The 14,121-nt window shown below is 50.3% G+C and carries 16 protein-coding genes and 2 pseudogenes; 9 read left to right on the top strand and 9 right to left on the bottom strand.

The features are described 5' to 3' along the window. Nucleotides 1–30: 30 nt before the first annotated feature. From SE18_RS18665 to SE18_RS18655, 3 genes are all read right to left on the bottom strand, one after another. Nucleotides 31–1,776 (bottom strand): STAS domain-containing protein, encoded by a 1,746-nt coding sequence (locus tag SE18_RS18665; protein ID WP_054535984.1) that lies wholly within the window; start codon nucleotides 1,774–1,776, stop codon nucleotides 31–33. Nucleotides 1,777–1,800: 24 nt separating this feature from the next. After that, the gene (gene torT / locus SE18_RS18660; RefSeq protein WP_054535983.1) at nucleotides 1,801–2,940 is read right to left on the bottom strand and encodes a TMAO reductase system periplasmic protein TorT; all 1,140 of its coding nucleotides are present in this window, start codon (nucleotides 2,938–2,940) and stop codon (nucleotides 1,801–1,803) included. A 128-nt stretch (nucleotides 2,941–3,068) separates the two neighbouring features. Continuing rightward, a complete protein-coding gene (locus SE18_RS18655) occupies nucleotides 3,069–3,707 on the bottom strand; it encodes a RidA family protein (RefSeq protein WP_054535982.1) in 639 nt (212 codons plus the stop codon). A 314-nt stretch (nucleotides 3,708–4,021) separates the two neighbouring features. On the opposite strand from SE18_RS18655, the gene SE18_RS18650 reads away from it, so the two are divergent. From SE18_RS18650 to SE18_RS18635, 4 genes are all read left to right on the top strand, one after another. Beyond that, nucleotides 4,022–4,339, top strand: a complete 318-nt coding sequence (locus tag SE18_RS18650; protein WP_054535981.1) for a hypothetical protein — start codon at nucleotides 4,022–4,024, stop codon at nucleotides 4,337–4,339. A gap of 21 nt (nucleotides 4,340–4,360) precedes the next feature. After that, nucleotides 4,361–4,765, top strand: a complete 405-nt coding sequence (locus SE18_RS18645; RefSeq protein ID WP_054535980.1) for a hypothetical protein — start codon at nucleotides 4,361–4,363, stop codon at nucleotides 4,763–4,765. Nucleotides 4,766–4,908: 143 nt separating this feature from the next. After that, the gene (locus SE18_RS18640; RefSeq protein ID WP_054535979.1) at nucleotides 4,909–5,304 is read left to right on the top strand and encodes a cupin domain-containing protein; all 396 of its coding nucleotides are present in this window, start codon (nucleotides 4,909–4,911) and stop codon (nucleotides 5,302–5,304) included. Between the two features lie 60 nt (nucleotides 5,305–5,364). Next, nucleotides 5,365–6,033: a VOC family protein gene (locus SE18_RS18635; protein WP_054535978.1), complete on the top strand. Its 669-nt coding sequence runs from the start codon at nucleotides 5,365–5,367 to the stop codon at nucleotides 6,031–6,033. Between the two features lie 87 nt (nucleotides 6,034–6,120). Here SE18_RS18635 and SE18_RS26880 read toward each other — a convergent pair whose 3' ends face one another. Beyond that, nucleotides 6,121–6,480 (bottom strand): glutaredoxin domain-containing protein, encoded by a 360-nt coding sequence (locus tag SE18_RS26880; RefSeq protein ID WP_083470008.1) that lies wholly within the window; start codon nucleotides 6,478–6,480, stop codon nucleotides 6,121–6,123. A gap of 124 nt (nucleotides 6,481–6,604) precedes the next feature. On the opposite strand from SE18_RS26880, the gene SE18_RS18625 reads away from it, so the two are divergent. Next, nucleotides 6,605–7,576, top strand: a complete 972-nt coding sequence (locus tag SE18_RS18625; protein WP_054535977.1) for a WD40 repeat domain-containing protein — start codon at nucleotides 6,605–6,607, stop codon at nucleotides 7,574–7,576. A 4-nt stretch (nucleotides 7,577–7,580) separates the two neighbouring features. Here the strand turns inward: SE18_RS18625 and SE18_RS18620 are convergent, their stop codons facing one another. The 3 genes and pseudogenes from SE18_RS18620 to SE18_RS18610 all read right to left on the bottom strand — a co-directional run bounded on the left by SE18_RS18620 (nucleotide 7,581) and on the right by SE18_RS18610 (nucleotide 9,999). After that, on the bottom strand, nucleotides 7,581–8,021 hold the full coding sequence (locus tag SE18_RS18620) for a hypothetical protein (RefSeq protein WP_152976688.1): 441 nt from the start codon (nucleotides 8,019–8,021) through the stop codon (nucleotides 7,581–7,583). A gap of 802 nt (nucleotides 8,022–8,823) precedes the next feature. Continuing rightward, a pseudogene (locus tag SE18_RS28375) lies at nucleotides 8,824–9,018 on the bottom strand (DnaJ domain-containing protein); the annotation flags it as partial. Between the two features lie 6 nt (nucleotides 9,019–9,024). Then, nucleotides 9,025–9,999 carry a hypothetical protein gene (locus SE18_RS18610; RefSeq protein ID WP_054535974.1) on the bottom strand — a complete coding sequence of 325 codons (975 nt, stop codon included), beginning with the start codon at nucleotides 9,997–9,999 and terminating at the stop codon, nucleotides 9,025–9,027. Between the two features lie 129 nt (nucleotides 10,000–10,128). Here SE18_RS18610 and SE18_RS18605 point away from each other — a divergent pair, with 129 nt between their 5' ends. The 4 genes from SE18_RS18605 to SE18_RS18590 all read left to right on the top strand — a co-directional run bounded on the left by SE18_RS18605 (nucleotide 10,129) and on the right by SE18_RS18590 (nucleotide 12,210). Continuing rightward, the gene (locus SE18_RS18605) at nucleotides 10,129–10,767 is read left to right on the top strand and encodes a hypothetical protein (RefSeq protein ID WP_054535973.1); all 639 of its coding nucleotides are present in this window, start codon (nucleotides 10,129–10,131) and stop codon (nucleotides 10,765–10,767) included. A gap of 140 nt (nucleotides 10,768–10,907) precedes the next feature. Continuing rightward, nucleotides 10,908–11,243 (top strand): ArsR/SmtB family transcription factor, encoded by a 336-nt coding sequence (locus SE18_RS18600; RefSeq protein WP_054535972.1) that lies wholly within the window; start codon nucleotides 10,908–10,910, stop codon nucleotides 11,241–11,243. A 3-nt stretch (nucleotides 11,244–11,246) separates the two neighbouring features. Continuing rightward, the gene (locus SE18_RS18595) at nucleotides 11,247–11,756 is read left to right on the top strand and encodes an SRPBCC family protein (RefSeq protein WP_054535971.1); all 510 of its coding nucleotides are present in this window, start codon (nucleotides 11,247–11,249) and stop codon (nucleotides 11,754–11,756) included. A gap of 46 nt (nucleotides 11,757–11,802) precedes the next feature. Then, the gene (locus SE18_RS18590) at nucleotides 11,803–12,210 is read left to right on the top strand and encodes a DoxX family protein (protein WP_054535970.1); all 408 of its coding nucleotides are present in this window, start codon (nucleotides 11,803–11,805) and stop codon (nucleotides 12,208–12,210) included. A gap of 58 nt (nucleotides 12,211–12,268) precedes the next feature. Here SE18_RS18590 and SE18_RS18585 read toward each other — a convergent pair whose 3' ends face one another. Both SE18_RS18585 and SE18_RS27575 read right to left on the bottom strand, forming a co-directional pair. After that, nucleotides 12,269–13,597: an RCC1 domain-containing protein gene (locus SE18_RS18585; protein ID WP_054535969.1), complete on the bottom strand. Its 1,329-nt coding sequence runs from the start codon at nucleotides 13,595–13,597 to the stop codon at nucleotides 12,269–12,271. A 234-nt stretch (nucleotides 13,598–13,831) separates the two neighbouring features. Continuing rightward, nucleotides 13,832–14,121 (bottom strand): annotated as a pseudogene (locus SE18_RS27575) (FG-GAP repeat protein); the annotation flags it as partial.

The following is a 14,121-nucleotide window of genomic DNA, read 5'->3' as shown; positions in this document are numbered from 1 at the left end:
CCCTGCATGGGTTCTTGAATCCGCTTAATCTTAGGATGAACGGCTGAGTTGGGCAACTGCGCTGCGCAAATCAGCTGCGGTTTGGACTGCACTCAAATCAACGGAGAGCGCAGTCAAGCTTTGGGCGACTTCGGGGCCGACCCCGACCAAGGTAACCGTCGCACCCAACAACCGTAAGCCATGGATCATGCGCAATAAGGCTTGGGCAGCAGGTTCGTCCATCATTGGCACGCCAGTAATATCGATGAGGACTTTCTTGGCCCGCTCATGTTCAACCCGCGATAAGATAATCGTGGTTGCTTGTTGCATACGTTCGCCATCCAAGCTGCCAATCAAGGGCATGACCAACACGCCTTTGAGAATTGGAATGACTGGCGAGGCGACATCGCGGAGCAATTGGGATAATTGTTGGCGCTCTGCCAATGAGTGTTCGAGGTTGGCGACCACTTCGCTGAGGCGTTGCATGGCTGCTTCGCGAGCAGCTTCCTTGGCCTCGGTTTCTTGGCGGGCAACCTGCAACGCAGCGGTCATACTATTAAACGAGCTAGCTAATTGGCCCAACTCGTTGCTACTTTCAACCTCAATCGGCTGCAAATCGCCATCAGCAACACGGTTTGTCGCCCCAATCAGGCTAGTCAATGGCTTGACAAATTGGCGCCGCAAAATCAGCGCCATGCCAAAGCCAAACAGAATCAGCGCAATCAAGGCAAGGCCAATATTCAGCGCGAGGCTTTGGTTGGTAATCGTAGCAATTTGGTTGGCAGTTTCTTGGGTGCGCTCGGTAATTTCATCCAATGGCGAAGCTAAACCCAAAGCCCAGGGAATGCCGCTAATAGCTGCATAAGCCACCACATAGCCGCGACCATCCATAAAGATCGTCGTCACGCCATCGCGGCCAGCTTGCAAATCGTTAATCATTGAAGAACTAGCGTTATTCGATTGATTGGTCAAAATTTGCTGGACAACGCCGCCTTGGCCAGCCTCGGTTACGGCAACAACCTCGCCCTTTTGGGTAATCAAAAAGGCAAAACTCGATTCATCAAGAATCAAGCCCTTGAGATAGAATGCCAAGCGATCAAGGCTAACATCGACGCTAACCGTGCCCAAAAATTCAGCATTATCGTAAACTGGCGCAGCAACCGAAATCAAGGGTTGCGATTGATCGATCGACTGGTGGACTTCTGTCCAAGCTAAGGCGCGGCTCGGATTATTAGCTGGCAGGCTGGCAACATAGGCTGCTTCTTGGCTTGGTTGCCAATCAGCTGGTGGATCGTTGGGCGTCATGTTGGGGTAGGTTCGCAGGGTATTGGCGGTCAAATACGAGATGCGCACAATTTCGGGAACGCTAATTTGCAAGCTTGGCAATACATCTTCGAGCCGTTGGCTATAGCCAATATCGGCTAGCGCTCGGGCCTGATCAGGGTTAGCAATCACCAAGACCGTGGTTGCACCGCTGGCATATTGGCGACCATTACGAGCCACGCTTAACTCTGGCAAGCGTGGGCTTTGGGTTGTTGGTTGTTGCAAATAGGTGCGAGTGGTAACTGCCAGCTGTTGCACCGCCCGCACCGTTTGGGCGGTACTGGCAGCGTGGCTTTGAGCAATGCGCAGGAGATATTGTTCAGCTTGGGCTTGCAACGCGGCGGTGCTATCATTGGTGGCTTGGTTGCGCACAGCCACCAAGCCACGGGTATTAATCGCTAAATTAAGCAACGCCAACAGAGATGTTCCCAATAAGAGAATAACAATAACCTGCCTGCGTAAACTATGGAGCATCGTCCATCCTCCACCTACAACAACCTATTGCGACACGCGCAGCGTAATTTTGAACGTTTCTGGTGGGATTGAGGTCGTTGGGTCAAACGTTGTGAGTGATGTTGTATCGATCACAAAACTTTTGGGGCCAACGTGGGCCATATATTCTTTGCCTTCCAAAATGCGCACAGTTTGGTCGAGCGCAATGCGGGCAATCGTGACTGGTGGCGCAACCGCCGCCGCTTGGATGCCGCCGCTTTGCAATTCTGCATAGACTTCTGGGCTGATGTAATACGCCATCAGCTTGATTGTATCTTGCAGCTTGCGTTCGCGCAAAATTTCGGCAGCAGTTACAGTTGTTTGGCCAGTACCTACAATATAATCGATCTCTGGATGCGCGATCAAGACCTCTTCGATTAATTTTGCCTGTTCTTCTTTACCAGTATCGCCATATTTGGTTTCAACAAGGTTAATTGCGCCATTGGTAATAGTAGCTTTGAATTTTTCGTCTGCTGCTTTCGACCAACCAGCCTTCTCTGGGCCGGGGAACCATGCAACATCAACTGGCTCGCTGCCTTTGGGATGTTTTTGCACCAAATATTTGGCAATTTCTTGGCCACCCTCGCCTGGCACTGAAAGTGATTTGGCGGTAACAGCCTTCGACGAAATATCATTCATAAAGGCAATTACTGGAATCTTTTGGCCTTGCAGTTCAACAATCAAATCGTTAAGCCCATCAAGCGAGATAGAGCCAATCACCACAGCTTTGGCGCCATTGGCCACACATTGGCGAATTTGGGTGATTTGGGTGGGCAAATTGCCATAACCGCCAGCTTCAACGATTTCGACATTCACGCCCAAGCGTTCGGCCTCGGAGACGATGCCATAATTAACCGCCAGCCAATAGCTATCTTTGATGTGTGGAATCGAGACACAAATCGTTTCAACTTTATCAGCCAGCACCAGCGGCACATAATCGGTCGTCGTCCGGGGGCTAGCAAAATCAAACGGCGGATTCCAGACTTCAACCTGATAGCTAGCACTGGTACTGGTTTGGCTCAGTGCAGCTGTTGCGCTGGGAGTATTGGTTGGTTGGGTGGTTGGCTGGGCCGTACCACAAGCGGCTAAGCTACAGGCCAATAAGCTGCCAAGAAGCCAGAATGAGCGTTTGGTTGCAAGCTGCATAGGAGCGTCTCCTTGTCCCTGAAACCCGAGCGCAATGATTGAAGAATGCGGTGGGCCTTGTGAGAAGCGGGGATTACATGAAAGAAGGTATGCCGTGCATGATGCAGCGGCATACCCATTTAACCAGTTTAGTTGATTTCAACAATCAATTCAATTTCGGTGGCCATATTGAAAGGTAAGGCAACTTTACCGCCTGATGAACGGGCGTGCTTGCCAGCTTCGGGGCCGAAAATCGTTACCAAGAAGTCTGAGCAGCCATCGACAGTTTTGCCGAGTGCGCCAACAACTGGGCCTGAGGTAACATCATCGTAGGTTGGAACGACGTTGACCGTACCAGTCACCATTACAATGTGATCAACCCGATCGAGGTCGCCAATTGTCGATTTGAGGAAGCGCAAGCCACGCACACAGCTCAACATTGCAGCTTCTTGAGCGGTTGCTAACGAGAGAGTTGGCAACTCGCCTTTGAGGAATCCACCGCTACCAGTCAAAATTTCTGGGCCAGCCGATGAGATGAAAACAATTTCGCCAGCTTGTGAAGCATTCACATAATTGGCAGTTGGTGGAGCCAAGTCGGGCAATGAAGCAACGCCATAGCGAGCTTCAACATAGGCTTCGACCTTTTCGAACACACAATCAACGCCTGGGCGGCGGCAACGGTTGCGTTCGGCGCTGTCAAGCGATTGGCCTTCCGAGGCGAGGGTAATTGAACTAAATGTACCAGCTACCAACAATACGAGCAGGAGTTTTAGGGAAAAACGTTTCATGAATGGACTCCTCGTCACAAACTAGTGCCATGAACGCTTGATCGCAGGATCAACGGTCATTCCATCTATACGGCAAATGGTTCAGTGGATAACCAGAGTCTACCCGACGCATAGCCAAAGTCAATCCGGCCAATAGTCCTATCCAAAAATAACCTCTAATGGGATTGCGCGGCCCATACGCAACTAGGCTATCCTAGGCTTGTCGTTTAGCGCAAAAGTCATTAAATTCGCACCAAACGAGGGGTCAACAGTGAACTATTTTGACGGAGCAGGGGTAAAGTAGGTCAGCACAGGTTAATCTTGAGGAAAACACAATGCCAATCTGGATTCATTTTGAGTTTTTGTGGATTCCACCCCATTTTGGTGGACATCCAAATCCTCCTTTTGAGACCATGATGACACTCATTAGTTGGCAAAAATATGGAGATAGCCCCAATGGCGAGGGCCGAACAATTCGATGGATCGAATTTGACTATGACGAAACAACCAGAGAAGGCTATGCACGCTGTCAGTTTCTGATCAATACACCGTTACCGCAAGGCTGGCTTGAACCGGGATTATTGCTTGAACTAACATTTGGTAACAATCGAATCTTAGCAATCGGCAAAATCGTCGAGGAGCGCAACAGATAATTATTATTCAGCGGAGCAATAATGAATAATACCCTTTGCGACTATTTGTGGGCACAACTCCAACCACTCTTCATAGCATTGGAATACAAGATTCGTGCCCAATTTCAAGTGCCTATCTTTACCAATATTCATATGTACTATAACGATTCATTAACATTTTGTAGCTCCCTTGGGTTTGGTAAAACGCAACATAGTGATTGGATTGTCTTTGAGGTAGATATTGACTATATCGATTCAGGACTGGAGCTTGAAGGCTTTATCATCCATAATCATAATCCATTACGAATTGCAGGGCCAAGCTATATCTTCACTACCAACAATCCCATGAGTAAAGCATTGATTGATGCATGGATTGGCGAATTTAAGGCCTTCATTGATCGCTATGCAGACCATATCAAACCAATCATCGAATCAATGGAAAGCTAAAGCGTTGTTTTGATTTCATCGAGCCACAAAGGGGCTGCTTGATACTAAGCAGCCCCTTCTTCTTTTACTCCCCAATTCTCATGAACCTTTCCGGCCAAATCCGAGTATCATAGATCGTCAATTGAGCACGGAAGGATTGCCCAATGAGTGAATCATTTATGCCAATTTCTGTCGTCTTGCCGGAAGAAGGCACAACCCTGATTGGTGATATTCGCTGCAAAATCTCCAGCGCCGCCACGAACAACCAATGCACGGTCTTGGAGGTTACGTTGCTGGCTGGCCAAGGCGCGGTGCTGCACCAACACGAGGTCGAAATGGAGATTTTGCTGGTGCAGGCAGGGCGTTGCACGGTGGGCGACGAGCGTAATAAATGGCTGCTTGAGGTTGGTGGCATCGCCCACTTTCCCCAAAACACACGCCACTTTTTTCGCAATGATCACCCCGAAACGTGTGTGCTGTTGATTACCGCAATTCCAGGTGGGCTTGACCGCTTTTTCGAGGCCTTGGCAGCCCAAGCAGAAAATCCAGCCCAAGACTGAGCCAACCCAAGCTTACCCAGCGTATACTGCCAGCCTAAGCGGTTTAATCTGGAGCTGATTATGCCAACCACAATTCCAGCGCTGCCCTGCGTCGATCTCGATCAGACCATCGATTTTTGGCGTAACCTTGGTTTTACGGTCAGCTATACCCAACGCAAGCCCAACCCCTATGCCGTCATCAATGCCGACGATTATTGTTTGCACTTCTTTGGATTGAAACACCTGCCGCCCGCCGAAAACTATAGCACCTGTCTAATCATTGTTTCGGAGGTTGAGCAGTTGCACCAACAATTTGCTACACGCTTGAAGGCTAGTTTGGGCAAAGTGCCAACCCAAGGCTTTCCGCGTATCTCGCGCATGAAGCCGGGCCAAAGCCGATTTACGCTCACCGATAATGCTGGCAATTCGATTATTTTCATTAAACAAGGCGACGAGGATGCAGCCGCCTCCCAAGCCTACCTAAACCCCGACCAATCGCCGTTGCAACGCGCCCTCGCGGTAGCGGCCCGCCTGCGCGATTTCAAAAACGATGATCAAGCAGCCGCTAAAACCCTCGACAATGTCCTGGCCCGCTATCCCGATGCGCCAGTTTTGGAGTACGCTCAAGCCTTGCTAGCGCGGCGCGAATTGGCCCAAGCACTTGAGCAAAGCGACCACATTGAGCGCTTAAATGCACAACTAAGCAATTTGGCGCTCAACCACGAACAACGCCAGCAACTAGGCTTATAGCACCCTAAAATAAACCATGCTCCCCTCGCCACAGCTGCCATTGAACATGGGCGGGGGAGTAGCTTATGATCAGCATTGCAACTGCGGTTAAAGCCAGCCTAAAGCGCGGATAATCGCAAAAGCAACGCCCGCAACAATCAGAATCTTCCAACCATGGCCGATCAGGCGGGCAGTCCATGGAATACGATAACCAAATTGCGCGAGCCGCTCCCTCAGCTGGCGTGTCGTTGGTTCGGTTAGCGTACTTTCATCGGGAAAGATCAAAGTTGGAACACTTTCATTACCATGGTTGATCTGCCGCACAAGTGCCGCCGCCGCTGGATCGTTATGAATATTAATATAGACATATGGAACTCCAGCTCGATTGAGCATACCGCGCACAGGAGGAACAGCAGGGCAACGTGCATGGCCATACATGCGAATGGGATTTGGTGGATTCGCTTCCATAACATTCCTTAATAATGCCACAACTCATCACACAATGATAAACCCATTGTGTGGCGAAAGCACTAGGTTTATCAGTATTTATGCTCAGGCTCGTTATATTTCAAGCGGCTTAATAGAGAATTTGATGAATTTTTATTGCTATGCTCATAGTGCGTTACGCAAGCCCATCCGTGATCTGGCAATTAATCAGTGCTATCCAAAAATGGCCGTCTGCTATGATTATGGAACCATCCAAGAGATCGCAATTCCGAGCTTAGCGCGCACTGCTCAGCATCGCAGCCGCCGCACAGGGATAGCCTTTGGACTAACATGGAGCAGCGATGGCACAACCATCTATAGTACGAATGAGTACGGTCATCGGGCTTTGCATTGGGTCAACGGTTTAAACCAGTCGCCTCAAGTTCTATTCGAAGGCCCAATCTATGATGATGATCAAGCAGCAATGGAACCTTGGGATGGCTTCTACCCAACATTAATTCAAAGTGATCGGCTTGGTAAAGAGTTTGCTTGTGACAGTTTTGGCGATATTAAGCGTTGGAATGCCAATGATTTAACCACAATTCGACTGCTAAGCGTTCATAATGGCCACAGTTTAGGCTTTGCCTTTCATCCGACGCAAGCGATTTTGGCCAGTTGCAGCATGGATCGCACAATAGGCATTTGGGATGAGGGTGATGTTGCAACCATCTGGCCTACGCATCGATTTAGCCCAGTTGTAGATATTGCTTGGAGTAGCGATGGCGCAAGTTTATTATGTACAGGCTCCGAACCACAGCATTATGGGATTCACCATTCGTCACTTGTTCAGCGCTGGAATCCATGGAATCAGCAGTTAGAGGCAGAGTATCGCATGCCATACGCCACAAGCCACAAGATCGCCATCCATCCAAGCCAGCCACTGGTGGCAATCGGCCATCTCGACCATACCATTAGCATCTGGCACAGCGATTCATGGCAAGCTTATGCCACACTGAAAAGCCACTATGTACATATCGATGAACTCAGCTGGTCACATGATGGTCAATGGTTAATCTCGATTGGCTCTAAGTCTGAAAATTATTATTATGGCATCGAAGTGTGGGCAGCTCATCCATAGCGCCTCAATCGCACGCCTCAAGCTGCTCGGCGTTAAAACAACGAGCCAGAATATTGCTCGTCGCTTGCACAAAATGGCGTTCAGCAGAATCAACCGGATGCACCACGCAGCTGGTAATATCGCAGTGCAAGCCGGTAATCACCCGCCCTTGGGCTTGCTGCTCAGCCAAAACAGCGAGCAAGGTTTGGCCAATAATCTGCACCGCCCAATCTAATTCTGCAAAAGCCAAAAACTTGCCATCGCGCATAGCCAAATCGCGAAAGCTAAGCAGACGATTGGGTTGCGGAATTAGGCGCATGCCCACGATTGCAAAACGCTCAGTATTGGGGATTTGGCGCACATAGCGCTCATATTCCAGCAGGGTCTGCTTTAAACGCCAGCTTGGTTGGGCAGATGTGGTTGCCAAAATCACTCGTTGATAAGGCACACAGCGCGGCATGAGCATTGCTTACCTCTTATTATGGTTGGGCTTGCTGACGCATGGCATAGACATAGCCAACTAAGCCGCCAATCAGGCTGGCCCCAACCACCAAGCCAATGGCACTACCGCCATGCACGACCAGCAACAAGAGCAAACAAACCCCAGCAATCCCGCCAAATACCTTAATTCGCAAGTCATCAGACCATGGCTGAATGAAGCTTGGCAAAAAGCGCACAGCCGCCAACGCGCCCACAACCATCGCTATAAAGCCAACAATCGCCAGATTAATAACTGCCCCAACTATAGCCGTCGCGACAATCGCGCCAACTCCGCCAACCAAAGCCAAATCGAGCATTGGCTTGTATTGCGGGGCGAGACTGGCGCGAATTTGATCTTCAAAATCTTCGCCAGTGGCTTGACTTTGATCGTATTTTTCGAGCCATTCTTCAGTCCAACGCAATTCGGCCTGCGCCGCAGCATATTCCTCAGGATTGGTGCTGGCGTAGGCGGTTTCGGATAAAGCTTGATAGGCCGATTCTGCCGCCGCCATCGGATTGCTCAAAATTTGCTGGGCGGTTAATTGAATCACCTGCCAATCGGCCCAGGTTGTTTGGGCGCTGCTCGAAGCTTGGCAAATAATCCCAATTTTCTGGGCAGGATAGGCAAAATCAAAGCGAAAACTATTGCCAGCAATTTCAACTGTGTGATTTTCGTACAGATAGACTGCTGGATGAGCCGCATGCCAAGCTACCGCAAACAAATCGTTGATCGCATTGCCACTTGATTGTTGGCGTTGACGCGGCTGTTCGCGCTGGCCACTCAACTCGCGATCGTAAGCTTGGCGCTTTTGAGGATCTTTCAACACGCCATAGGCAATATTCAAGGCCTGCATCAAGGCCGTAGCATCAGGAGCTTTATTAATATCAGGGTGATATTGGCGTGCCAAACGGCGAAATGCTGCATCAATCGTGGCAGCATCGGCGCTCGTGGCAACCCCAAGAACCTCGTAATGTGTTTTCATCAAGCGTTACTCACTCGCTGCTAAACCAAAAAAACCACGTAATTGTTGGCGATAGGTTGCGTGATTAGCCCACAGCGCCAGATTGGCTTGGGCTTGCAAATCAAGCAATTGGGCCAAGCTCTGAAGGTTTGCCGCGCGCAATTTGCCTAAGGTCTGCGCAATCAAGGCCTGATTTGCTTGTTCAAGCTCATGCCAAAATGCTTCATGCAGAATCTGCTGGCCAGCAACCTGAGCCGCCGTCAACTGGCTAAAATCATCAAATACTGCTTGCTGGTGCAAATAGACCAAAAAGCGACAGGCCACACTGTTGAGTTTATCCTGTTTAAGTTCGTCGATCCAATCGCTGGCATCATCGCTGAATTGGCGCGCCAAGGTCAAACATTCAAGCGTTTCGATAACCAGATTCGCGGTTGGGCCAAATGGATCGTGCCCAGCCAGCCAAGCCTGAGCACGGCTGTTGAAAAAGAAGGGTTGGGCACGTGCCAGCAAGACTGTTTGCTCAAAATTGGCCAATTGATCCACACCCAAACTTGCCAATTCGCTCAAGCGATAGCCCAATTCCTGCTGATGCCCAAGCGCTGATGCAAGCGTCAGTTGGCGAAATAGCGGCCAGATTGGGCTTTGCGCCAAGCCTAATTCTGTATACAGCTCAAGCTGGCGGAGTAAGGCCAAATGCGCGCCAAGCAATAACGCTGGCTCAGCATCGCCATCCAACACATTATCTTGGACCCAATAATACCACCAGCCATAGAGTTGGGCCGCACCAAGCTGCGTATAGATTGGCCTGGCAAGCGCAAACTGCTCACGCAACCACCAAGGCAAGAGCGCGGCAATCTGGCTAAATCGACCCTGTTTCAATTGGCTGAATTGGGCTTGTAAGGCCTCGGCCAAGCCAGTGGGCAAGGCCGCCAAATCGGCTTCAATCAAGCTACAAACGGCGCGATAGTGCGCGTGATCATCAACTGGCTCGGCTAAATTCATCCTCATTCCTTTGCTGCGACAAACAATTGTGCGCCACTAGGATACACCAAAGCAGAGCATAGCCGAACTTTGAGCCACAAAGCCCAGTATAGTAGAGCAGAATTAAATCCTCGTAAGGAGAAACAATCGATGGCAATTTTGATTTCAATTGACTTTTTTTGGATTCCCAAACACTTTGGTGGACATAGTGGGCCACCGTGGAATAATATGAGTCTTAGCATTCGTTGGCAACGCAATATTAAAACCTATATCGCAGAAAGACGTGATATTAAGTGTATTAAGTTTGAATATGATCCAAGCACACGCGAAGGCTTCGCAATCTGTCGCTTATTAACCCATGATCCATTACCAAATGACTCGCTGCAACAAGGCGCACGCATCGAAATGCTCGATGGTTACAATGTTCTAGCAGTTGGCAAAATAACCGACTCACGCATAACGAACGACGAGGAATCAATGAATGCTTCAATTAACATTGAATTTATGATGATTCCTGCCCATCTTGGCGGACGTAGACACCCCATATTTGAAACGATGTGGATTAATTTTCGTTGGCAGCGCTATCCACAGTATCTTTGGAGTATTCGGATCATGAACCTCGAATATGATCAACAAACCCACATAGGCTATGCCCAACAATGCGCTTTGATTATTGAAGAACCATGCACAGAGGCGTGGCTACAACCAGGTGAATTACTTGAATTATGCGAGGGGCCAAACGTCGTAGCAATTGCTAAAATCGTTGACCAGCGCGTAACCGATCGGTAAATGGCCATACGCCCTCAGCCTCGCTTCTACGGCACTGGCAAGAGGCTTTGCTCTATCATTTTATATTTTTGATCAGCCCAATTTGCCCATTCAGCCAAATTACCCCTTGATATATTCCCATATTGGCATATAATAACTATATGGCACGTGCAGCAACAACAACCGATGTATTCAACGCGATCGCAGAGCCTGGGCGACGGCAAATTCTCGACCTGCTCGCGAATGGCGAGCTTTCCGTCAACGAACTGGTTGAGCAGCTTGGGCTGGCTCAACCGCAGGTATCCAAACGCCTGCATGTCTTGCGTGAAGTCGGGCTGGTGCTCGTGCGCGATGATGGCCGGCAACGCCACTACCGATTAAATGGGCGGGCGCTCAAACCAGTCCACGATTGGATTCGGCGCTACGAACAAATGTGGAACGACCGCTTTGATGCCTTGGATGATTTGCTCGAAGAATTGGATGATCAGGAGGATTAACCCATGCCAACGCTTGTCAACAAACATTCAGCAGTGGTTACACTGCCAACCGACACCCAAATTCAAATTAGCCGTGATTTTAATGTGCCCAAGGAGCTGGTGTATCGGGCTTGGACTACGCCTGAACTGGTGAAACGCTGGTGGTCAGCAGGCCATGGCACGGTCACTATCGCTGATATTGATTTGAAAATTGGCGGCATGTGGCGTTGGGTCACGGTTACAGACACTGGCTTTGAAGTGGCATTTCATGGCGAATATCGCGAACTTATCCCCAATGAGCGGCTGGTTTGCACCGAAGTGTACGAAGCCATGCCCGATGGCGAAGCCCTTAATAGCTTAAGCTTCACCGATCGCGAAGGTGGCTCAAACTTGACCCTGCTGGTGCAACATAGCTGCCAAGAGCATCGCGATGGGCATGTCAATTCAGGTATGGAATCGGGCATGCAAAGCGCGCTGGCAATGCTTGAAGCAGTTGCGCTCGAATTGCTTGAACAAGCGGCAGTCGAAGCCTAATTCGGCGGCCACAACGTTTGGTTTAGCTTCGTGGAATGGAGAATTCATGACAAAGCTAACCGCAACCAGCTCAAAAACCAGCCTGTGGGCCAGCAGGATCATGCGTGGGTTACCAATTCTATTCCTGCTTTTTGATGGCAGCTACAAGCTTTTTAATCCAGCTCCGGTTGCTGAATCGTTCGCGGCACTGGGCTACCCTGAGGGCATTGCCTTAAGCTTGGGGTTGCTACTGATTGTCTGTACCATCGTGTATGCAATTCCCCGCACCGCCGTCCTGGGGGCGGTTCTGCTTACTGGCTATCTTGGTGGGGCAATCGCCAGCCATGTGCGGATCGGCGATCCGCTATTCTCGTTGATCTTTCCAATCATCATTGGGGGCTTGTTGTGGGGTGGCCTGTATCTGAGCGATGAACGGCTCCGCGCAATTTTCCCAGTTCGCAATATTAACGCCTAACCAACTAAATCATAGCCAATGCCATGCTCCAACTGTCTAGGAGCATGGCATTGCAGTTTTAGTTCGCTGCCCAAGGAATGTAACAGCGCCACACTAAGGGAGTTGTGGTCGCGGTTGCTGTTGGCATGGTCGCGGTCGCCGTTGCAGTATTGGTCACGGTGGGCACATCAGTTGCCGTCGGTTCGTCAGTCGCAGTCGCTGTATTTGTTGCAGTCACCGTTGGCATATCAGTCGCGGTCGCCGTTGGCACATCAGTCGCCGTTGCAGTATTTGTTGCGGTTATAGTCGCCGTTGGTACATCGGTTGCCGTTGGTTCGTCAGTCACGGTCGCGGTTGCGGTCGGTTCGTCGGTTGCGATCACAATTTCCGTATTTGTTGCGGTCGCTGTTGGTTCAGCGGTCGCGGTTGCTGTGTTGTTTGCGGTTACGGTTGCAGTGGCTGTGGGCAAAGGTGTACTGGTTGCGGTTACGCGCGGGGTTGGCGTGCTTTCAATTGGTACATTCAGTTGGCCATAACTATTGTCGCCCCAACACAAAATCCGGCGATCACCCTTGATTGCGCAGGTATGGCCATATCCAGAACTGATTTGGCTAAACGTACCAGCTGGCACAATTGCCGCAGCAAAATACCCCCAGCAATGGGCAATTGTCGTATTACTAACGATGCCACAGCCATGATAGCCCCCAATGCTAAGCTGGCTAAATGAGCCATTGGGCGGTGCAGGCAAATCGGAGAATGTCGAGTAATTCCAACAGCTGATCCTATTATCAGTTGCTAGTGCACAAGCAGAACTATAGCCAACACTCACATCGCGATAGCTCCCAGCAGGCGGCGGGACGAATACATCCCAGCCATTTTCCCAACAGTGGAGTGCTTGCGCAGTATCAATTGCACAAGCATAGGCTTGGCCAACGCTCACTTTTGTATACAGACCTTGCGGTGCACTTTCCCATGGATCAACATTCCCGCCCCAACAGGCTAAAGTTTTATCAAGCTTAATCGCGCAACTATGAAACGAACCAGCCTCAAGCGCGCTAAATCTGCCGCTTGGTGGATTCAGAATCCCATAATCTGGAGCACCCCAACATTGGATCGCGAGATCTGAGGATCGAATAGCACAGGTAAATCCATCGCCAGCACTCACTGCTTCAAATGAGCCAGTTGGCGGCGTTGATTCATTATCGTCATTCGCGCCCCAACATTGCAGCGTTCGACTGGTCTTAATCGCACAGGTGTGTATAGAGCCAGCACTCACCCGCAGATAGGTATCAACCAAGGGTGCGGCCATCACTGGCTGATTGGCCTTGGGTAGCACAAGCATCAGCGCCGCCAATCCAATCAGCCACCACAGAATTGACGAACGAAAACGAACGTGGATGCGATCCATAACCACACAGCTCCTCAACAACATTGCCTAAATCCGGATTGTCTGAACAATGCTGATCGCTCAATTATACGTCCGGATCAGCGTAGAACTAGAGCCATTAGTCCAATCCAGGAGTGGGATCACGCATTCCTAGCGCTGAGTCAGGAGTGATAACCGAAAAGCTGCTTAGGGAGTGGATTCCTGCCGCGATCGCTCAGCTAGGCCAAAGCTGAGTGATCGCAGCAAATTAAGCTCTTAGTTCGCCGCGGCCCAAGGTATATAGCAGCGCCACAGTGCAGTAGTCGTGGTCGCCGTAGCCGTATTTGTCGCGGTCGCCGTTGCAGTGTTGGTCGCGGTCGCAGTTGGCACATCGGTCGACGTGGCCGTTGCGGTGTTGGTCGCGGTCACAGTTGGCAATTCGGTCGACGTGGCCGTTGCGGTGTTGGTCGCGGTCACAGTTGGCAATTCGGTCGACGTGGCCGTTGCGGTGTTGGTCGCGGTCACAGTTGGCAATTCGGTCGACGTGGCCGTTGCGGTGTTGGTCG

Source organism: Herpetosiphon geysericola, assembly GCF_001306135.1.
GTDB classification, from domain to species: domain Bacteria; phylum Chloroflexota; class Chloroflexia; order Chloroflexales; family Herpetosiphonaceae; genus Herpetosiphon; species Herpetosiphon geysericola.
Note: the sequence above shows the minus strand (reverse complement) of the source record. Positions and strands in the feature narration are given on the sequence as shown.